Source organism: Bremerella cremea (genome assembly GCF_039541315.1).
Classification (GTDB): Bacteria; Planctomycetota; Planctomycetia; order Pirellulales; family Pirellulaceae; genus Bremerella; species Bremerella cremea.
The window spans coordinates 103,822-123,101 of sequence record NZ_BAABFZ010000003.1; the positions used below are offsets into that span (position 1 = coordinate 103,822).

The 19,280-nt window shown below is 57.2% G+C and carries 16 protein-coding genes and 1 tRNA gene; 9 read left to right on the forward strand and 8 right to left on the reverse strand.

Annotation, left to right across the window (positions count from 1 at the left end; translation table 11 throughout):
- The first annotated feature begins 27 nt into the window (after nucleotides 1–27).
- Complete coding sequence (locus ABD890_RS02655) at nucleotides 28–3,594, forward strand: efflux RND transporter permease subunit (protein WP_345085573.1); 3,567 nt, start codon at nucleotides 28–30, stop codon at nucleotides 3,592–3,594.
- 123 nt (nucleotides 3,595–3,717) lie between these two features.
- Nucleotides 3,718–3,987, forward strand: a complete 270-nt coding sequence (locus tag ABD890_RS02660; RefSeq protein ID WP_345085575.1) for a hypothetical protein — start codon at nucleotides 3,718–3,720, stop codon at nucleotides 3,985–3,987.
- A gap of 34 nt (nucleotides 3,988–4,021) precedes the next feature.
- Here the strand turns inward: ABD890_RS02660 and ABD890_RS02665 are convergent, their stop codons facing one another.
- Together ABD890_RS02665 and ABD890_RS02670 are read right to left on the reverse strand one after the other, a co-directional pair.
- Nucleotides 4,022–4,369: a hypothetical protein gene (locus ABD890_RS02665; protein ID WP_345085578.1), complete on the reverse strand. Its 348-nt coding sequence runs from the start codon at nucleotides 4,367–4,369 to the stop codon at nucleotides 4,022–4,024.
- A gap of 145 nt (nucleotides 4,370–4,514) precedes the next feature.
- On the reverse strand, nucleotides 4,515–4,841 hold the full coding sequence (locus tag ABD890_RS02670; protein WP_345085581.1) for a hypothetical protein: 327 nt from the start codon (nucleotides 4,839–4,841) through the stop codon (nucleotides 4,515–4,517).
- A gap of 243 nt (nucleotides 4,842–5,084) precedes the next feature.
- Between ABD890_RS02670 and ABD890_RS02675 the strand changes: the two genes are divergently transcribed.
- The 4 genes from ABD890_RS02675 (at nucleotide 5,085) to ABD890_RS02690 (ending at nucleotide 8,319) form a co-directional block, all read left to right on the forward strand.
- A tRNA-Cys gene (locus ABD890_RS02675) sits at nucleotides 5,085–5,156 on the forward strand.
- Nucleotides 5,157–5,800: 644 nt separating this feature from the next.
- Nucleotides 5,801–6,433: a response regulator gene (locus ABD890_RS02680; RefSeq protein ID WP_345085584.1), complete on the forward strand. Its 633-nt coding sequence runs from the start codon at nucleotides 5,801–5,803 to the stop codon at nucleotides 6,431–6,433.
- A 129-nt stretch (nucleotides 6,434–6,562) separates the two neighbouring features.
- Nucleotides 6,563–7,915: an enolase C-terminal domain-like protein gene (locus ABD890_RS02685; protein ID WP_345085587.1), complete on the forward strand. Its 1,353-nt coding sequence runs from the start codon at nucleotides 6,563–6,565 to the stop codon at nucleotides 7,913–7,915.
- 110 nt (nucleotides 7,916–8,025) lie between these two features.
- On the forward strand, nucleotides 8,026–8,319 hold the full coding sequence (locus ABD890_RS02690; protein WP_345085590.1) for a hypothetical protein: 294 nt from the start codon (nucleotides 8,026–8,028) through the stop codon (nucleotides 8,317–8,319).
- A 40-nt stretch (nucleotides 8,320–8,359) separates the two neighbouring features.
- Here the strand turns inward: ABD890_RS02690 and ABD890_RS02695 are convergent, their stop codons facing one another.
- Nucleotides 8,360–9,151 carry a DUF1223 domain-containing protein gene (locus tag ABD890_RS02695; RefSeq protein ID WP_345085593.1) on the reverse strand — a complete coding sequence of 264 codons (792 nt, stop codon included), beginning with the start codon at nucleotides 9,149–9,151 and terminating at the stop codon, nucleotides 8,360–8,362.
- Nucleotides 9,152–9,345: 194 nt separating this feature from the next.
- On the opposite strand from ABD890_RS02695, the gene ABD890_RS02700 reads away from it, so the two are divergent.
- The gene (locus ABD890_RS02700; protein ID WP_345085596.1) at nucleotides 9,346–10,179 is read left to right on the forward strand and encodes a hypothetical protein; all 834 of its coding nucleotides are present in this window, start codon (nucleotides 9,346–9,348) and stop codon (nucleotides 10,177–10,179) included.
- A 72-nt stretch (nucleotides 10,180–10,251) separates the two neighbouring features.
- Here ABD890_RS02700 and ABD890_RS02705 read toward each other — a convergent pair whose 3' ends face one another.
- From ABD890_RS02705 to ABD890_RS02715, 3 genes are all read right to left on the reverse strand, one after another.
- Nucleotides 10,252–10,668 carry a hypothetical protein gene (locus ABD890_RS02705; protein ID WP_345085599.1) on the reverse strand — a complete coding sequence of 139 codons (417 nt, stop codon included), beginning with the start codon at nucleotides 10,666–10,668 and terminating at the stop codon, nucleotides 10,252–10,254.
- A 228-nt stretch (nucleotides 10,669–10,896) separates the two neighbouring features.
- Complete coding sequence (gene uvrB, locus ABD890_RS02710) at nucleotides 10,897–12,972, reverse strand: excinuclease ABC subunit UvrB (protein ID WP_345085602.1); 2,076 nt, start codon at nucleotides 12,970–12,972, stop codon at nucleotides 10,897–10,899.
- Nucleotides 12,973–13,132: 160 nt separating this feature from the next.
- The gene (locus tag ABD890_RS02715) at nucleotides 13,133–13,459 is read right to left on the reverse strand and encodes a tetratricopeptide repeat protein (protein WP_345085605.1); all 327 of its coding nucleotides are present in this window, start codon (nucleotides 13,457–13,459) and stop codon (nucleotides 13,133–13,135) included.
- Between the two features lie 166 nt (nucleotides 13,460–13,625).
- Between ABD890_RS02715 and ABD890_RS02720 the strand changes: the two genes are divergently transcribed.
- Together ABD890_RS02720 and ABD890_RS02725 are read left to right on the forward strand one after the other, a co-directional pair.
- Nucleotides 13,626–15,872: a COG1361 family protein gene (locus tag ABD890_RS02720; protein ID WP_345085608.1), complete on the forward strand. Its 2,247-nt coding sequence runs from the start codon at nucleotides 13,626–13,628 to the stop codon at nucleotides 15,870–15,872.
- A 252-nt stretch (nucleotides 15,873–16,124) separates the two neighbouring features.
- Complete coding sequence (locus ABD890_RS02725) at nucleotides 16,125–16,976, forward strand: bestrophin-like domain (protein ID WP_345085611.1); 852 nt, start codon at nucleotides 16,125–16,127, stop codon at nucleotides 16,974–16,976.
- Nucleotides 16,977–17,000: 24 nt separating this feature from the next.
- Here the strand turns inward: ABD890_RS02725 and ABD890_RS02730 are convergent, their stop codons facing one another.
- Both ABD890_RS02730 and ABD890_RS02735 read right to left on the reverse strand, forming a co-directional pair.
- Nucleotides 17,001–17,909, reverse strand: a complete 909-nt coding sequence (locus tag ABD890_RS02730) for an SMP-30/gluconolactonase/LRE family protein (protein WP_345085614.1) — start codon at nucleotides 17,907–17,909, stop codon at nucleotides 17,001–17,003.
- Nucleotides 17,910–18,054: 145 nt separating this feature from the next.
- Nucleotides 18,055–19,239 (reverse strand): ribonuclease D, encoded by a 1,185-nt coding sequence (locus tag ABD890_RS02735; RefSeq protein WP_345085617.1) that lies wholly within the window; start codon nucleotides 19,237–19,239, stop codon nucleotides 18,055–18,057.
- Between the last annotated feature and the right edge of the window lie 41 nt (nucleotides 19,240–19,280).

Genomic DNA, 19,280 nt, shown 5'->3' on the forward strand with positions numbered 1-19,280 from the left:
ATCCCGCCCAACGCAAAAGCCAATCCGATGATCGAGTTTTTCCTCAACAATCCTGTCAAAGTTTCGGTCGGCGTGCTACTCGTCGCACTGTTCGGCACGGTCGCCTTATTTCGCATGCCGATGGCCCTGACGCCGGAGGTCGAAACGCCAACGATCACCGTTGAAACAAAGTGGCCTGGTGCCAGCCCGCAGGAAATCGAGCAAGAGATCGTCATCGAGCAGGAAGAGCAGCTTAAGAGCGTCGAAGGCATTCGTAAGATGACTTCGGAAAGCAGCGACTCGTCGGCGAAGATCACGCTCGAGTTTCTCGTCGGCACTAACATGGACGAAGCCTTGCTAAAGGTGAACAGCCGCCTCGCCCAGGTCCCTGACTACCCAGAAGACGCCGATCAACCGATCATCAGCACGGCCAATTCTTCCGACCGACCAATTGCCTGGTTCGTGCTCAGTGCCCGTCGTCCGTCCGACGAAGAGTTCGCCGAATTCCGCCAGAAGCATCCGCAACTGAAAGAGACCATCGACGAAGTTGAATTCGCTCCGAATATCGGGGTGCAGATGTTGAAGCTGCGCCGAGCTGCCGACGAGCATTCCGAGTTCCAGGAGCTTCTCCCGCCAGAATCGCTCGACATCCAAACGTTGAAGCGATTCGCCGAAGATGAAATCGAAGCCCGCTTTGAACGGGTCAGTGGTGTCTCGCAGTCGAATGTGATCGGCGGCCTGGAAGACGAAATCCAAGTCATCGTTCATCCCGAACGCCTGGCAGCCCGCAGCTTGACGATTTCCGACGTTCGCCGCGTCCTCTCTGGCCAGAACGAAGACACCTCGGCCGGCGATTTCTGGGAAGGCAAACGTCGCTGGGTCGTGCGAACGCTGGGGCAATTTCGTTCGCCGGAACAGGTCGAGAATCAATTGCTGGCGGTCCGAGACGGCGTGCCGGTTTATGTTCGCGATGTCGGCGAAGTGCGTCACGGTTACAAGAAGCCAACCGGCATCATGCGTCGCTTTGGCGAGTCGGCGATTGGTATCAACTGCATTCGCGAAACCAACGCCAACGTGCTGGACGTGATGGATGGCTTGCGACAAGTTCGCGAAGAACTGGACGAAGGCCTGCTGAAGTCCAAAGGGCTGCAGCTTGTTCAGGTTTACGACGAAACCGACTACATCTATTCGTCGGTCGATCTGGTTCAGCAAAACATCTTTATCGGCGGTGCGTTGACCATTTGCGTGCTGATGCTGTTTTTGCATCTGGGCGTTCGTACGCTGATGCTAATTCCAGTGGCCATGGCACTGGCGATCGCTTCGGCGACGGTCAGTGGCTGGCTATTCATTCCCTGCTTAGTGCTGTTGATTGTCGCAGGCTTCTGGTTCGCTCGCGGGGCGTTGGTGGTGGCGTTGGCGATTCCGACCAGTATCATCGGCACGTTTTTGATACTCGGGGCGTTGGGGCGTTCGTTGAACGTGATCAGCCTTGCCGGTCTGGCGTTCGCCGTCGGTATGCTCGTCGACAACGCGGTCGTCGTGCTGGAAAACATTTATCGTCACTATCAGCTGGGCGATCCGCCACTGAAAGCGGCATCCAAAGGAACCCAGGAAGTTTGGGGGGCGGTCTTCGCTTCGACGGCCACCACCGTCGCGGTGTTCCTCCCGATTGTGTTTGTACAGGAAGAAGCGGGGCAGTTGTTCCGAGACATTGCCTTGGCAATTAGTGCGGCCGTTGCGCTTTCGTTGGTCGTTTCCATGTCGGTGATCCCGACGGCTGCCTCGCGTCTCTTCCATCGCTCACGCAAGTCGAGAAAGAACGATCCTTCCACCACTAATGGCAACGGGCAGGCGAAAGCATCCGCCCCGGCTGCTGCAACGGGGCTGGAAGCCGCCATCGGCAAGATGGGCAACACGACGATCGAGTTGGTCGTCTCGCTGAATCGCTGGCTGATGGGAACCGTCGTTCGCCGGGTCGCAGTGATCGGCATAATCCTGGCTGCCACGGTCGTTTTAAGCTGGGCTTTATGGCCGAAGGTCGAATACCTTCCGACCGGCAACCGAAACCTCGTGTTCGGGATTCTGCTGCCGCCGCCAGGCTACAACATCGACCAGCTGATGGCCCTTGGCAAAACGGTCGAAGACGAATTGAAGCCTTACTGGGACGTCGATCCGAACGATCCGGCGGTGCAAAATGCGAAGTACCCGGCGATCAGCGACTTCTTTTTTGTCGCTCGTGGACGCCAGGTCTTCATGGGTCTGAGAACTTACGACGACCAACGCTGCGGCGAGTTAGTTCCGCTTGTGCAATCGGTCGGAGCGAAGCTGCCCGGCACGTTTGCCGTGGCGAAGCAGTCGAGCCTCTTCGAGCAAGGTCTGACCGGCGGCCGCACGGTCGAAGTCGAAATCACCGGCCCGGAACTTTCGACGCTGGTTGGGATTGGCGGGCAGATCTTAGGCAAAGTCAAAAGCCCCGATATGATGCCTTCGGCCCAGGTTCGTCCGGTACCTAGTCTCGACCTTTCTAGTCCCGAACTGCACATCGAACCACGCCTGGTACAAGCCGCCGAAATGGGTGTTACCAGTGCCGACCTGGGTTACACCGCCAACGCACTGATCGACGGTGCCTATGCCGGCGACTACTTCCTGGATGGCAAGAAGATCGACCTGACGATCATCGGCGAAACGCAATTTGCCGATTCGACGCAGAAGATTGCTTCGCTTCCAATCGCCACGCCTGGGGGCGAATTAATTCCGCTAACCGCGCTCGCCGATGTGAGCCTGAAAAGTGGCCCTGAGCAGATCAACCATCGCGAACGCCTCCGTTCGATCACTATCGAAGTTTCGCCACCGCCAGAGATGGCGTTGGAAGACGCGATGCAGCGGATCACCAACGAGATCGTCAATCCGATGATCGCCGACGGCACGATCCCCGATGGCTATCGCATTGGCCTTTCCGGTACGGCCGATAAGCTGCAAGACACCTGGATCTCGCTGCGATTCAATGTGATCCTGGCTCTGTTGATCACGTACCTGTTGATGGCGGCTTTGTTTGAATCGTGGATCTATCCATTCGTGATCATCCTCAGCGTTCCGCTGGGCGCCGTGGGTGGCGTGATGGCGCTGTCGCTGTTGAATCTGTTCGTGCTGCAGCCACTGGACGTGCTGACGATGCTCGGCTTTGTGATCCTGATCGGAACGGTGGTGAACAATCCGATTTTGATTGTGCACCAGGCATTAAATCACATGCGGGAAGATGGCATGGACCTGCGCGAGTCGGTGCTGGAAAGCGTCCGGTCCCGTATCCGCCCGATCTTTATGACCACGATGACAACGGTCCTCGGGCTGATGCCGCTGGTGCTGTTCCCTGGTTCCGGCAGCGAACTTTATCGCGGGCTGGGGAGCGTTGTTTTGGGTGGTTTGCTTGTTTCGACCTTCCTGACGCTGGTTTTGGTGCCAAGCTTGTTTAGCCTGACGGTGGAAACCTATGAAGGTCTGACGTCGCGGTGGCGTCGCCCAGAAGAGGAAGACGACGATCTCGAGACCAACCCCGAGGAAATCACCGCCGCCGAATTGCCCAAACCTGAATATGCCACCGCACCTAGCAGCCAGTAAGTGGGGTTCCGGCCAGCAGGGCAGGGAACCGCTAAAATGCTGCGGGGGATGGTTTTGCGGTGCCAAGCCTTCAGGTTAAACTAGAGACCTCGTTTTGACCGCGCCTAATCGCAGGAACTCTCCATGCTGACCCTTCGCCGAGCCACGATCCTGATCGTCCTGTTGTTCATGCAAGTCATGGCAAGCCCAGTCTTCGCACAAGGGGCCGGCGGCGAGGAAGAAGAAGGCAAGAGCTGGGTGATGGCCTACATCTATGTCGTGCTGCTGGTATCGCTGGGCGTGATGGTGGTTGGTTTCGGTACCAACCGCGAGAACGAAGAAGCACGAAAGAAAGAACGCAAAGAAGCTCTCGAGAAAGAGCAGCGTTTGAAGAAGCTGGAGGGGGGACACTAGTCGCGTCCCCATCCTTTAGCCGAAACTCCCAGGCCTAGACCTGGGAGGCGACCGCCATCTTCTCGTTGGTACGAGCAAACGCTCCGACCAACCGTACGATCTTTCGATCGACTTCCAACATCGGTTCGCAAGCAGCTGCTGCCTCGCAAACGTCGGCGGCACGCGAGGCCAATTCTTCATAGCCGTAGACATCGCAGCAGCGATGGATGAAATGGCTGACCCGACCGATCTCGGCCAGATTTCCGTCACGAGCAGCCGCCACCAAGGCGTCCATCCGCGGAGCGAGTCCATCCAGGAAGGCCTGAACACGAACGGTGTTCAGTGCCAATCGCTGGTTAATTTTGCGCAGGTCAGGCAATTGATTTTGGGTAGGATTCATCATCAATCTCGCATTCACGCTGGGCATGATTTAGGGAAAGGGATGCCAGATTAGGCACCTTTTGCGAGATCGGCAAAGATCGCAGGCCGAAACCTTCACGAATCGCGTCGTGGTGAGAATTATTTCCGATTGTCGGTGAGCTTAGCGATTATGCCGCTTGTCGGGGGGCTTCGCAGCTTTCGATCGCTGGGACTGACGAAATATTCTCGCCCACTGCCAGGCGATCGAGGATGGCATCGAGCAATTGCTGACGCTGTCGGCTCGATTCAGGCCGCTGCTGGCGGAGCGAGTCGACATATTCTCGCACGGTTTGGCGAAGACGTGCCCGGCGGTAACCTTCCAGCTCTTCCGGGGTCAGATCGCTAGCAAACAATTCTGCCTTTTGTTGAGCGATTTCGGCCAACTGACGAACCGCTTGGTTGACGAGTTGGTCTTTCCTGGTGAAACTGGTCACCCAAGCTAAAAGTTGCCGCACCGGAAGATTCCTTTTCCTAAGGCAGTGAGTTGTATTCGGTTATGGATATGGTCATCGAACCATGCCAGCACCCAGCAACAGCACGCTGCCAAAGAATTGCTTCCTGCGAACTAGAGAAAGCTTGCCAGTTGTTAAGAAAATCGATAAAGAGATCGCCTCTTAGCAACCGATACCATTGTCAAAGTCAGCGATTTTGGAATAATCAGACCAATCGCTGATCACCACTTAAGGTGGTGAAGTTAAGGCGCCGTGGCCAAGTGGCTAAGGCAGTGGATTGCAAATCCACCATCGCCGGTTCGAATCCGGCCGGCGCCTCTTTCTTTTTTCTCTCGCGACACTCTCCGCGAAAACCCCGTGACCCTCCGGCCGTCAGGCTCCAAATGTCGCGTATTGCAGGGGACTTACGGTAAACCCTATCTAAAAAATTGGGATCAAATGCTACCGTAGCAAGAAGTATTTCCCATTTTTTTCCTTGACACTCTATTGCGGCGTTTCAGCACGATTCGTTAAGAATCTCAAATACGTGCTCAACTTACGCTTACTGTCGAGCACGCGTTGTGTGCGGGGAGGCCGCAAGCACCTCGGCGTAAGTAGTTGAAACACCCGAGTTTTTTGATCGATGAGTTGGTCAGTATCCATCTGCTGTGGGTGCCAGCCCTAGCAATTTTCGCGGGTTAAGTTACTTTATCTCTAGCGGGTGGTATGCTGAACTGAGTACGACACCAGTGGGGTATCTACCTCTTGTGCAAGTTTTTTTTCGTGAAACTCGTTTCAGCGAGCACCGCGAATCCAAGGGCAAAAACAGTAGACAACCGTATCGAAAGGCAAGATCGGCCAGAGATTGCCTCAGATGAAATGTTGCCAAGGGACCAAGAAGGAACCTGTCAGCATCGCGTTTGATTCGATTCTTCAGCAGAATCTAGGATGCGGCATACCATGAGATTGATGTGGAGTAATCGATGGCAATTCGACTCTTAGTTGCAGACGACCATGAAGTGGTCCGTTGCGGATTGAAGACGCTGGTGGCAGATAGCGACATCGAGATCGTCGGCGAAGCCGCGACTGGCGACGCTGCGATCACGCTGGTCGACGAAGTCAAACCAGACGTCGTTCTGCTAGATATTCGTATGCCGGAAGGGGACGGCCTGACGACCCTCGGCCGACTGAAGCTGGATCACCCCAACCTGGCGATCCTCGTTCTGTCGACCTACGACAACCCAACCTACGTCGCACGTGCCGTGGCCCTGGGTGCTGCAGGTTACGTCCTGAAGGGGGATCCGAAGGATCGCCTGCTGGACGCCATTCGCACGGCTCACCGTGGCGAAAACGCCTGGACGCGTGACGAACTGCGTCGTGTGACCGGTGCCTTGGCGACGCCACGCTTGAACGCCGACGTTGAAGTTCCTCTGACGCAGCGTGAAAGCGAAGTCCTTCGCCAGTTGGCCTTGGGGCTGACCAACAAGGAAATCGCTCAGGCTCTGCACATCAGCTACGAGACCGTCAAAGAACACGTCCAGCACATTCTGCGTAAGGTCGGTGTTTCCGATCGTACTCAGGCCGCTGTCTGGGCTGTCCGCAAGGGTCTGGTCTAAGCAGACCCTCTCGCGATCGATCGCTGTCGAATCAGGTAACGCCTCAGGCTTCGTGGGTAATTGCACGTCGCCTGAGAACGCTTACCATGGGTGGCTCCTCCTTCCCCTCCTTGCATGGATGAGCCACTCATGAGCAAGCCTACCGATATCGTCATCCGCGACGTCGCCCCCTCGACGCAAACCATCCAATACCGCAGCCCAATGAAGTTCGGCGGGCGCGTCGTTACGGATGTGACTCTCTTCAACGTCGAGATCACCGTCGAAACCCGTGCCGGCCAGATTGGCAAAGGGTATGGTTCGATGCCTATGGGCAATGTCTGGGGCTGGCCATCTTCGCAAGTCGACAGCGAGCAAACGCTGAAATCGATGATCGAAGCGGCACATCGCTTTTCCGCCGAAGCCAGTCAATTGAATCAGCCAGCGCATCCGCTGCAGCACGCGCGGTCGCTTCACCAGCCGCTGCTTTCCATTGGCAAACAACTGGAAGCAGAGCAGGGGCTTCCCGAAGCGATTCCCATGCTCGCTTTGATGGTCGCTGGCAGCCCAGTCGATGCCGCCATCCATGATGCGTACGGCAAAGCCCTTGGCCTGAACAGCTACAACACGCTCGGCCCAGAGTTCATTGAAGAAGACCTGGCGAGCTTTCTGAATGAAGACTTTGCCGGCGAACACCTCGACAAGTACACGCTACGCGAGCCTCGCGCGACGATGCCGCTATATCACCTGGTCGGGGCCCTCGATCCACTCGACGCCGGCGAACTAACTTCACCCGTCGGCGATGGCCTGCCCGAGACGCTCGATCAATGGATCGCGGCGGATGGCCTCACGCATCTGAAGATTAAACTGAATGGCGACGACCTCGACTGGGACGTCGCCCGCGTCACTAAAATCGACGCCGTTTCGAGCGAAGCTCAGGCCCAGCGGGGAATCTCTGCCTGGTTTTATTCGCTAGACTTCAACGAGAAGTGTGCGAGTGTCCAGTACGTGCTCGATTTCCTGGCGAAATTGCAGGAAGCCAGTCCGTCCGCGATGCAGCGTGTGCAATACATCGAACAGCCAACGCATCGTGACTTGCGGAAGCATCCCGAGAACAAGATGCATGCCGCTGCAGAAATCAAACCAGTGGTCATTGATGAATCGCTAATCGATCTCGAAACGCTCTTCCTCTCGCGCGAACAGGGCTACAGTGGTGTCGCCTTGAAGGCTTGTAAGGGGCATTCCGAAGCGCTGCTAATGGGAGCCGCCGCGCAGAAATATGGATTGTTTCTTTGCGTGCAGGATTTGACCTGCCCCGGCGCTTCGTTCCTGCATTCTGCCAGCATCGCGGCTAGACTGCCGACCATTGCTGCGATCGAAGGCAACGGCCGCCAGTATTGCCCCGCTGGCAACGATGGCTGGCGTGATCGCTTCCCTGGCATGTTCAACATCACCGATGGCACCGTGGGGACCGGCTTGCTGACTGGACCAGGGCTGGGGTTTTAATCCCCAGCCATATTGAGGGGGATATGGCGTCATTTTAGGTGCTAGGTTTTGACGAACATCTACCTGCATTCTGGCAAACCCACTTGTGATGTCTGTTAGGAAGTCCCCCGATGGAAAGCACCCCACACCTCGACCAAAACATGGTCGAGCGGCTGAGATCGTTCGTCATGGATGGCAAGACACTTTCATCTGCCATGGAACTCTTGTTTCCCGAGCTACCAGAAGACAAACGAAGCACGGTATGGCTCGTAAATCTGATACGCAAAGCATTTTGCCTGTCGATTGCGGAAGCGAGCCCGGTCGCGGGATGGGAAGGGCCCGGTATCGGTATTGTGACGAACGAGCGGCTCGATCAGTTTGTGATGCCTTCGATTCTTCGGCGGCAATCCGAGTGGGAATCTTAATCAGCCAATAAGCATTCGCAGGCCAGGCAATCGGTCCGACTCATTTCGCCGTCGCACCGACGATCGCCAAAGTCTGTGGGTCTTGTACGAACGCCACGACCTGCCAGGCAGAGCCAGCCAATTCTGCTGGCAGTTCAATTTCGACGCTTCCTTCGGCTTCCGTCAGCGCCACCGATCGCAGCACCCGGACAACGTTCGCATGCTGTAGAGTGCGACCAGCGTTCTCTCCGTTAGGGACTTCGTTCGCCGCCGGGCTATCGACCAGGGCGATGTTGAGATACCGTCCTTCGATCGGTCCTTTCAATCGATAGGCAATCGCGACCTGTCGCTTTACCTTGTCTCGCTTCACGTTCAATTCGATCTCGACTTCGGTCTTTTGTTTCAGCGCGTACTCGACCGCCTTCCGCGCTTTGGCCCTGTCGGAACCGACGAACTCGATGCGTCCATTCACAATCATCTGTGGTGTGTAGACGCGTTGGCTTCCCATCGCCGTCGCATACGCTCGCTGACGACGCGTAAAGAGATCTTCGCTGTAAGGATCGGGCCAACCGAGATTGTTCCAATAGTCGACATTAAACGAGAGCGGGTAGATCGACAGCTTCGACTCGGCCGCGGTCGCTTTCAATTCTCGCAGCACCAGATCGGCCGACGGACAACTGCTACAGCCTTGCGATGTGTAGAGCTCGACGATGGCGATCCCGACAGGCGGATCGGCTTCATCCAGTTCGATACCCAGCGTCTGCATTTCTTTTTGTGCCAACGCCATTGCGGCCCCTCCAACCAGGGTCGCCGCCGCCAAGATCACCGCGAACCAAGGTAGTCGAGTTTTCATCCGCGGTTTCTCCCGATGTTGCTGATGACTCTTCTTTCAGTATGCCATCATTTTCGCTGGATCCTCCTCACCCGTCAGTATGCTGCGCGACATACGACAATTTGCTTGATCGACGCCAGCGAAGTGCGTTCAATAGGAAGCTAACCGCCCCTGCAGCGGCACTTGTCACCCCCGAGTCAAGGATGAGAATCTCGATGTTGTATCGCCACCTGCTTTCGTTACCTTGCCTGCTCCTGCTGTCGCCGTGGCTTTGGGCCGAAGCGCCGACCGTGCCCGATTCCGCCATCGATGGCTGGAGAAGGCTTGAGGCCACCGCGAGTGGTGTCGCCGGTCGCTGCCACTATACCAACGCCATCAACGACGACACTGGGCTGGGCGTTCATTGGAGCGAAGATCACTTTAAGTTCGCCAGTGACGACCAGCAGATCTGCGTGGCAGGTACTCGCGATGGCAAGCGATCTGTCATCGCTGTGAATCCCAAGTATGGCTTCACGCTCTCAGGTCCCGATCACGATAACGACTACCAACGTAAGCGTCTGGTGAAAGGGAAGCAGCGCGAGAAAGAACTTGCTCGGGCCGGCGAAGCGATTTTCCCGCTGCTGCATGCCGGCTACACGATCTGCGGAAAGTCGTTGATCTCGTTGGTGGAAGACCACGAAGCGACGACGATCCATTCCCTTGACATCGATCCCCAAACGAAGGTTGCGACGCTGAAGTTCACCTACAACGCGCCCGTCCGCCCGGCCGACACGCTGGTTACCGGTGGCACGATTTGCCTGGCGACCGATGACGACTGGCGGATTCTTTCCTACGACTGCGAGACGCGCTGGGGCACGCTCGCGGGACACGTTCAGTATCAAACGTTTCGCAGTAGCGTCGTTCCGAGTCACGTGACGGTGACCGTTCGGCCAGGATCGGCGATGCATGTCGGCGTCAGCACGTACGAGCTCGAATCGATCGAGCCGCTTCAGGCGGGCCAGCTTAAGAACTGGCTGAAAGACTATCGCCTGGAAGAGCCGACGCCGTAATCGATCCGCGCACGAAAAAGGACCGGCGGTTGGGCCGATCCTTGATCGTTTGTTTTGTCACTTCCACCAGGCTTAGAACTGGCGTGGGCCACCCGAAACTGGAGGCGTAGCCATACGGAAGTAGGTGTGCTGGGTGGCGTCCCAAGGTACATTCGACTGGTGAGCCGAGTAGCGGTACATCATTGGAACTGCATTGGCCGTTGGGCGAAGGTTGTTGATGCCGTACCACTGCTGCGAGAACATCCGCGAACGACGAGCGGCGGCGGTCAGTTCCGCACGACGACGGCGAGCCGCCGATGGATCTTCATAGCGTCGCAGTTCTTGCAGGTAGAACCACATCTCCGGAGTGGCGTTGCCCAGCGACGGCATTTCTTCCACCGTCGGGGTCTCCGGCTTGTCGTGATCGACAACCTTCAGCTCTTGAGCGTTGACCTGCGAGGTCAGGGCGACAATCGCCAAAACAAAGGTGAAGGGGATCAGCTTGGTCATTCTGTACGTACTCCAGGATGATGGTTGTCGTCGCGCAGTCTCGGCGCGTTTCTGGTCGCGTCGATTCGGCAACCTGACACACTTACGTCTTCTAGAGTCGGCCAATTGGGCCTCGGAAAATCGGCAAAATCGAAATTTCGCCCCATACCGTTCCGACGGCCTCGTCAAGCTCTGACCAGCTTTCCTACATCACCATGCATGCGGCAGCAGTGCTGGCACGCAATCGCTTTAAGATGCCCCTTTCTTGGGGCGCGGGATCTTGCCGCCACCGCGGGTCCGACGTCCCTTCTTGCGGCCTTTACCGCCATCTTTGACATCGACTTCGCTCTTCTTTTTGCCGATTGAATCTTCCATCTTCGAGATTCGGTCACGAATGGCGGCGGCTCGTTCGAACTCAAGATTCTCGGCCGCGTCCATCATTTCCTTTTGCAGCTCGGAAATGTATTCCTGGGTGATGATCTCGGAATCGTCGGTCAAGCCAACAGCCTGGTTCGCTTTGCGATGGGCGTCCGCTTCCGCCTCGATCCCCCGGCGAATGTTCTTTTTGACCGTTTCCGGCGTGATGTTGTGCTCTTCGTTGTATGCCTGCTGGATCTCGCGACGACGGGCCGTTTCATCGATGGCACTTTGCATGGCGGCCGTAATCCGGTCGGCATACATGATCACCTTGGCATTCACATTACGAGCCGATCGACCGATCGTCTGAATCAGCGACGTTTCGCTACGCAAGAAGCCTTCCTTGTCGGCATCCAGGATCGCCACCAAAGAAACTTCCGGAAGGTCGAGACCTTCGCGCAGAAGGTTCACGCCGACCAGGCAGTCGAACTTGCCTTCTCGCAGGTCACGCAGCAACTCGACACGCTCGAAGGCGTCGAGCTCGCTATGGAGCCACTTGCATGGAATTCCTTGTTCCGAGAAGTAGTGCGAAAGGTCTTCCGCCAGGCGTTTGGTGAGGGTCGTGACCAGAGTTCGTTCACCGGCTGCCACGCGTTCCCGAATCTGCTCGAGCAAGTGCGGCACCTGACCACGAGCCGGGCAGACTTCCACCACCGGATCAAGCAGCCCAGTCGGACGAATGATCTGTTCGACCACTTCACCGGCGGTCTTTTCCAGCTCGTAATTGGAAGGAGTCGCCGAGACGAACACGGTTTGGTTGAGGATGTTTTCCCATTCCGCAAACTTCAGCGGGCGATTGTCCAGAGCACTTGGCAAGCGGAAACCATGTTCGACCAGGTTCATCTTGCGGCTGCGGTCGCCGTGATACATGGCTGAAATCTGCGAGACCGTCACGTGCGATTCGTCGACGAACAACAGGAAGTCGTCGGGGAAGAAGTCGTACAGCGTGCTTGGCGGAGCCCCCGAAGGACGGCCCGAAAGGGGCTGGCTGTAGTTTTCGATCCCAGGGCAGAAGCCGACTTCCTGCATCATCTCGAGATCGAAGCGGGTTCGGGCATTCAATCGCTGGGCTTCCAGCAGTTTGCCGGCCTGTTTCAGCTCTTCCAGGCGACCGTTCAGTTCGGCTCGAATCTTTTGAACCGCCTTCTCGATCCGCTCTTCCGGCATCACAAAGTGCTTGGCCGGATAGATAAACAGTTGTTCCTGGTGCGAAATGATCTCGCCAGAGGTTGGGTTGATGATCGCCAACTGCTCGACTTCGTCTCCCCATAACTCGATCCGGTAGGCGAACTCTTCGTACGATGGCCAGATCTCCAGGCAGTCGCCGCGGACACGAAACTTCGAGCGTTCAAACGAGACATCGTTTCGTTCGTAAAGAATGTCGACCAGCTTGGAAAGGATGTCATCGCGATCGACGATCTGTCCTTTCCGGATGCTGACCATCATCTTCTTATAGTCGTCTGGCGAACCCAAGCCATAGATACTCGAGACGCTGGCGATGATCACCACGTCGCGACGGCTGACCAGAGCACTGGTCGACGCCAGACGCAACCGGTCGATCTCGTCGTTGATCGAGGCATCTTTTTCGATATAGATGTCTCGCTGCGGAATGTAGGCTTCCGGCTGGTAATAGTCGTAATAGCTGACGAAGTAATGGACCGCGTTATTGGGGAAGAACTCTTTGAACTCGGAATAGAGCTGCGCGGCCAGGGTCTTATTGTGCGAGATCACCAGCGTCGGACGCTGCATGTTTTGAATGACGTTCGCCATGGTGAACGTCTTACCGGAACCCGTCACCCCGAGCAGACACTGGTGCTTCTTGCCCGATTTGATCCCTTCGGTCAAAGCCTCGATCGCGGCAGGCTGATCCCCGGCTGGTTTGAACGCGGACGCTAGCTGGAATTGCACTCCGACTCCCTTTTCTCTGCTCGCTTTTCTCGGCTCGGCAGGACGAGACCGGTTGCCAGCGTCTTGTTGGATCGCTGGACCTGGCTGCCCTCGGCTTGGATGCCCCAACGCAACCAGCCGATTCGTTTTATTCTAACCGGTTTACCACCTGGGCGTGGAGTTACTCGCCGAAACTCCCCAGCGATGCCAGCAATTCGCCCATTTCTCCGGCGGCATGGGCATCTCCTTGCTGGCGAGCAATTTCGATCCCTTCGCGGAGGACAGTTCGGGACTCTTCAATTTCGTCCATTTCGGCCAACATTTGCCCACACATGAACCAGGCCGCCACGTGCGGCGGATTGCCACGCATCAGCTTTTCAAACTCGGCCCGAGCCTCGGGATAACTGGCTTCTTTGCGGAGTTCCATCGCCAGCCCGTACCTCAAAAAGGCGTCATTTGGGTCCGATTCCAGCAGGCTGAGGATCTGTTCTTTGCGTGAAGTGGTCACGAAGTAGTTGCTTTCAATGGAGTTACATCAAACCGGAACATCCGGAAAAGGGTGCCCAAACCATCCATTTTCCAAAATCCGAACAATTTCCTAAACCGGTAATCTCCGAATAACCGATACCGAGAGTGGAATCCAAATATTGTTTTGACGGACGACAGGAAATTCAATGATGCATCGTAGCGCAATTCTGGGAACCGCGGGACTGATTGTCCTGGCTGCCCTTGGCCACGTTGTCATTTCAGGTTTGATGCCCCAGCGGGAAGTTGCCGCCGAAGGCAAGCAATCTACCGTTCACGACATGTCGTCCCCGGCGCCAAGTCGCTTCAGCGCTCCCGATAGCTCGGTACCGCTGCAACCGATGCCGGCTCGGATCGATTCCGCCACGGGCGATTGGCCCGAAACGGAAACGATTCTAACCTCTGGCGAGTCGGGCGCACGTCAATCAAGCCGTCGTCGGTATGGCCAGCTGACCAGTCCCGCTCTGGAACCTGTGCCATCCAGCCCCAGTCCCGCCCCAACAGGGCTTCCTTCGTCGCTAGATGAAGCACTACGTCGCCTCCGCACCAATCCACCAGCCGCCGCTCCGGAAGAAGCACCTCAGCAATCTCCGGAACTGGAAGCTCCCCAGTCGCATCCACAAGCGATGCCGAATCAGCCAACCAACTCGGCTGCCGCGGCTCCGTTTCGTTATATGCCAGCATCGACCACGCCAGCCGCCAACGGCGCCGCATCGATTGGTTCCGGCCCGAAGCCCAGTGAAGCTGGCAGGCCTCAGCCATGGCCATCGACCGAACCAGCCGCTCCGGCACGCACCGCGATGCCACAACGCTCGCCAGCCACGACCAGCGTAGAAGCAACGCTACCAACCGCCCCCAGTGGTCCGGTTTCGGCGAATAGCTTGTTCGCTGTCAACAATCCAGCCGTGGCCATCGAAACCACCGGTCCGAAAACCATGGTGCTGGGCAAACCAACCAACTACCGCATCTACGCTCGCAACTTGGGCAAGGACGATGCCCGCCAGTTAACCATTCATGTCCCACTGCCGCAAGGGATTCAACTGCAAGATCTGCGAGGCACCTTGGGTTCGCCTCGACAAATCGCCACGCAAAGTGGTGGGCAGGCAGTCGAATGGGACATCCCCGTTCTACTCGGGCGTAATGAAGGCTACCTCGAACTGACCCTGATCGCGACGCAGACGCGTTCGTTTGAACTGGGTCTGGAAGTTGCCTTCGCTCCATTGCAGATGAAGTCGCAACTCTCGGTTCTCGAACCGAAGCTGGAAATGGTGATCGAAGGCCCGAACGATATTTTGTTCGGCGACTCGCAGATCTTCAAAGTCATCGCTCGCAACGCGGGTAGTGGCCCGGCCGACAACGTTTCGATCACGATCATGCCGATCAAGAAGGGGCAGAACCCAACGGTTATCGATTCAATTGGCACCATCGGTCCTGGCGATCAGAAAGTTCTGGAACTGGAACTGACCGCCAAGCAGGCCGGCACTTTGTCGCTGCGAGCCGAAACGGCTGCCGAGAACGGGCTCTTTGCTCAGGCTCAGCATGACGTGTTGGTCCGTCGCGCCGAGTTGGCTGTCAACGCTCAGGGGCCAGCCATCAAGTACGCCGCTACCACGGCCAGCTACGCCGTGATCGTTGCCAACGCTGGTAACGCTCCGGCAAGTGCCGTTCAAGTTGAAGCTCGACTGCCAGAAGGCTCGAAGTTCCTGTCGGCCTCGCATGGTGGTGAATATGACGAAGCCGCCGGCAAGGTGGTCTGGAGCATGCCAACCTTGGAACCAAATTCCGAGAAGGCACTGCAGATCATCGCGACGCTGATGACCGAAGGGAACAACGTTCTGCAGGTCGCTGCCAACGCCGATCAAGGCCTCAATAGCCAGCATGAAATGGTGACCCGTGTCGAGTCGGTCGCCGACTTGAAACTGGCCGTCAACGATCCAACCGGTCCGATCCCAGTCGGACAGGAAGTGGAATACGAATTCCGCCTGAACAACCGCGGTACGAAAGAAGCCCGCGGCGTGATGATGACGATCAGCTTCGGCAACAGCATCGAACCGATCGCCATCGAAGGCGGGAAGGGGACCATCCAGGGCGACGTGGTTCAGATGAGCCCTGTCGCATCGGTCAACGCCGGCCAGGAAGTGGTCGTGAAAGTGAAAGCTCGCGGTCGCAGCGAAGGCAACCACACCTTCCGTGCGGAAGTTCGCTGCGAAGACCCAACGACCCGATTGGCCATCGAAGAATCGACCCACTTCTATGGTGCGGTTATTCAAACGGCCTCGCCGCAGATGCCAGCCCAGTCGCAACGGTTCCAGCCGCCAGCTGGTGGCCCGGCCAATCCGCCGGCCAGCCCCAGCCCAGCACCGCTGAGCCCAACCCCATTCAGCCGCTACCAATAAGCTTCGCTTCGCGAACCTGACGAGATCCAACCAAGGCCAGGCCCCTCGAGCCGATCGAGCGGCCTGGCCTTTTTTCGTGCGCAATCATCCCAATCGGCAAGCAGAGGAACGAATGATTGACGACCGCTGAAATCGGAACGATATTTGAAGCGTCGCGGCGACGCGGCAAACGGTTGGTTGGCCCGCTTGTGACGCGGGCCCTCTGGCTGCAGCCAAGGCAAGTCGTGACCGGCGTCTGGCTTGGCGTCGCTGATGTTCCCTCCTGGACGCTTCGGTCTGTCCGGCAACGTAGCGTTGTCCCATGGTATGCGAGAACTAATGTACGCCTTGCCAACCATCGTGATTGTGGCCATCCTCTTCGCGACTATGGCAGCGATTGTCGAGATCGGCTATCGCTGCGGTCGTAAGTACGAGTCGGCCGTTTCGGAAGCAACCCGCGGCCACGTCTCTTCGATCCAAGGCGCGATGTTGGGGATCCTTGGCTTGCTGCTGGGGTTCACCTTCTCGTTATCGCTCCAGCGGTACGACAACCGTAGCGTGGCAGTCGTGAAAGAATCGAACGCGATCGGCACTGCTTACCTTCGCACCGAGCTTCTGCCAGACGATATCCGTGATTCGGCACGGGCCAACATTCAGAACTACCTCGACCTGCGTATCGAGGAAAGCACTGTCGACCTCTCGCACGGCGATGTCCGCAAGGAGCTGACCAAAGATATCGCCGACGCTTTCGAGGCGACGTGGAAGCAGGCCACCGATGCGGCCAAGGCGAATCCGAATCCAGTGCTGACGGGACTCTATGTTCAGTCGCTGAACGATGTCGCCGACTCGTTTGGCGAACGAGACGCGGCGCTCGGTCGGCATGTTCCTGAGTTGGTCTTAATCCTGCTGTACATGACCTTTTTGATGACCGGGCTGGTCGTCGGATTCTCGGCCGGCCTATCGGGCACGCGAGCCTCGATCGCCATCTATGTGCTGACCCTGTTAATCGTGCTGCTGGTGTTCATTGTCGTCGACCTCGATCGACCACGTCGCGGCATTATTGAAGTCGATCAGCAGCCGATGCTCGACCTGCAACGATGGATGCATACCAATCCGCTTGACTAGACCGATCCCAGAAAGAGCAGGCCGTTACGGAGCGTGGCGGCCAATCAGCGGGCGAAGATCGTATCGATAGATTGCTTCTTTGCTGGGGATCGACATCAGTAAGGCGTCTTGCCACAACGTCAGACCGAACACGCGATCGCTGCCGCATGGGATCAGCTCCAACAACTTGCCGCTGGTAGTATCGATCACGGCAATCTCGCCTCGATCCCACAAGGCGACATACAACCAACCACGTCGGTCAAGCGTTACATGCCCGAGACGACCAATCTCTTTGGCGTTGTCAACATCGAGCATCACGGTCAGAAAGTAGGTGGCGATCTTTTCAGCCGAGGCATCGTCTTTAAATTGGAAGACCGCGATACGGGCCTGAGCCGACTCGGCCACGAGCAGCGACTTGCCATCCGACGAAAGCACCATGCCGGTTGGCTGATGCAAGCCATCCGCCAGAAGCTGCGGACGATTGGTGGCGACATCAAAGCGGTATAGTGCGCCGTTGGCACCATCTCCGGAAGAACGCTCCGGCTCGGTGAAATAAATATTTCCGCCAGGCCCGACGTCGACCGCGAACAACGAATCGAAACGGCGACCCTGATATCGATCAGCCAGGATGCCGACCATCTTGGTTTCGGGGTTCCAACGCAATAGCCGGCCATGCTCCGCATCGAGCGTCAACACACGCTGGTCGTCGTCGATCGCCAGTCCGACGAGAGGGAAGGGTTCCTCCTGGTCGGCATTCGCTTTAGGAGCATCCCACAGAACCAGAGCGCCGAGTTCGGTACTGATCTTTCCGACCGAACCGAGATGGCGATAGTTGGTCACTAGGACGTTGCCATTACCATCGCAGCACATTGCACTGTGCCCGGCCAGCCCGGTGGCAAACAGCTGCAGCGGCGGCTGGCTGGTCTCGACGGCTTCGTCCGCGGCGAATACCACAGAAGCAAGGCAGCATCCAAGGACGAATGCCAGGGCCGGGAAACATACTAATCGAAATACAGACATTGGCTCAGGAAGATCGTCGGGGGCAAATCACGACAATCCTTGTCCTTCACAGTCCAGCCCTGGAAATGAAACGGCTTCTCTATTCAGCCTGATTGGAGTGCTGCTCGAATGCCAGTGGTTCGTCGGCCCGAGGGTCCCCAATTTTGACCACCAGGGTCCCATCCAGCAGGTCTTCAAAGGTGCGACCGATAACTTCGGCACGCCACCCCTTCGCCAGGGGAGGTACCTCACCCGCTCCATCTAAATGATAGGCCACCAAATCGCGCACATCTTGAATGGTACATGCGAGACTTGGGGCAATCCGGGCTTCGCGGCAGATACTACCCAGAGCGGCGCTGAGAAACTGCCCCAGAACGGTGTATTGCGAACTGGCCGTCCCACGATGATTCACGGGGCATTGATCGTCTGGAAGTTCGATCGCCCGGCGAACGCAGTCAGCGAGATCTTCAATGTAGGGGTCGAGGTCGCGACGGTTCATGCCGCGCAGGGCTTTGATCTGCGAAACCTTGGCCGACTTTCGCTTCGCCAGTTCGACCATCAGGTCGTCGCGAAGGATGCGGCGTGGTGGCACGTTCTGCGACTTGGCGTGGTGATCTCGCCAGGTCCAGATTTCACGGACGATCGCCAGGGCGCGACGATTCAAGTTGCCGATGCCAGAAACGCTCCGCCAGCCAGGCCGGGTCGAATAGTCTTCCCACGCGTTCTGGAAACGGTTCATCTCGTCGGTCATCCACGACATGCGGCCGAGGCTTTCGAGCTGCTCGACCAACTGCCGGTAGATCTGATCGAGGAAGATCACGTCGTTCAGGGCGTATTCGATCTGCTGTTTCGACAGCGGTCGGCCACGCCAATTGGTGCGAGTTTCTCCCTTGGGCAAGTGTTCACCCAGAAGCCGCGTCAGCAGATTGCTGAGCGAAACAGGGAACTCCATCCCGATCAGTCCGGCAGCAACCTGGGTATCGAATAGCCGAGTCGGCCATTTTCCGTTTGCGCGGAAACAGAACAGAAACTCTTCGCGGGCCGCATGGGCCACCACCGTCACCTGGTCGCTGGTAATCAGATCCCAAAATGGGGTCAGATCGATCATCCCTTTCGGGTCGATTACAGCAAGACCAGAGCGGCTAGCCACTTGGATCAGGCACAAATCGGGCAGGTACACATCCTCCGAGATGAACTCGGTATCGAAGAAGATGTGCTCGTCCGAAGCCAACGTTTGGCAAAGAGCTTGTAAGTCACGGTCGTGACGGACGTAGGTGTAGTCCACCGTCGGTATCGCTTCTCATCCGTGGAAAGTCATCGAAACTA

Excerpts from the sequence above, each read along its gene's own strand:
- ABD890_RS02695 (WP_345085593.1), bottom strand. The coding sequence starts at position 9,151 with ATGAAAACTCGACTACCTTGGTTCGCGGTGATCTTGGCGGCGGCGACC.
- ABD890_RS02685 (WP_345085587.1), top strand. The coding sequence starts at position 6,563 with ATGAGCAAGCCTACCGATATCGTCATCCGCGACGTCGCCCCCTCGACG.
- ABD890_RS02655 (WP_345085573.1), top strand. The coding sequence starts at position 28 with ATGATCGAGTTTTTCCTCAACAATCCTGTCAAAGTTTCGGTCGGCGTG.
- ABD890_RS02660 (WP_345085575.1), top strand. The coding sequence starts at position 3,718 with ATGCTGACCCTTCGCCGAGCCACGATCCTGATCGTCCTGTTGTTCATG.
- ABD890_RS02725 (WP_345085611.1), top strand. The coding sequence starts at position 16,125 with ATGTTCCCTCCTGGACGCTTCGGTCTGTCCGGCAACGTAGCGTTGTCC.
- ABD890_RS02720 (WP_345085608.1), top strand. The coding sequence starts at position 13,626 with ATGATGCATCGTAGCGCAATTCTGGGAACCGCGGGACTGATTGTCCTG.
- ABD890_RS02680 (WP_345085584.1), top strand. The coding sequence starts at position 5,801 with ATGGCAATTCGACTCTTAGTTGCAGACGACCATGAAGTGGTCCGTTGC.
- ABD890_RS02705 (WP_345085599.1), bottom strand. The coding sequence starts at position 10,668 with ATGACCAAGCTGATCCCCTTCACCTTTGTTTTGGCGATTGTCGCCCTG.
- ABD890_RS02690 (WP_345085590.1), top strand. The coding sequence starts at position 8,026 with ATGGAAAGCACCCCACACCTCGACCAAAACATGGTCGAGCGGCTGAGA.
- ABD890_RS02665 (WP_345085578.1), bottom strand. The coding sequence starts at position 4,369 with ATGATGAATCCTACCCAAAATCAATTGCCTGACCTGCGCAAAATTAAC.
- ABD890_RS02700 (WP_345085596.1), top strand. The coding sequence starts at position 9,346 with ATGTTGTATCGCCACCTGCTTTCGTTACCTTGCCTGCTCCTGCTGTCG.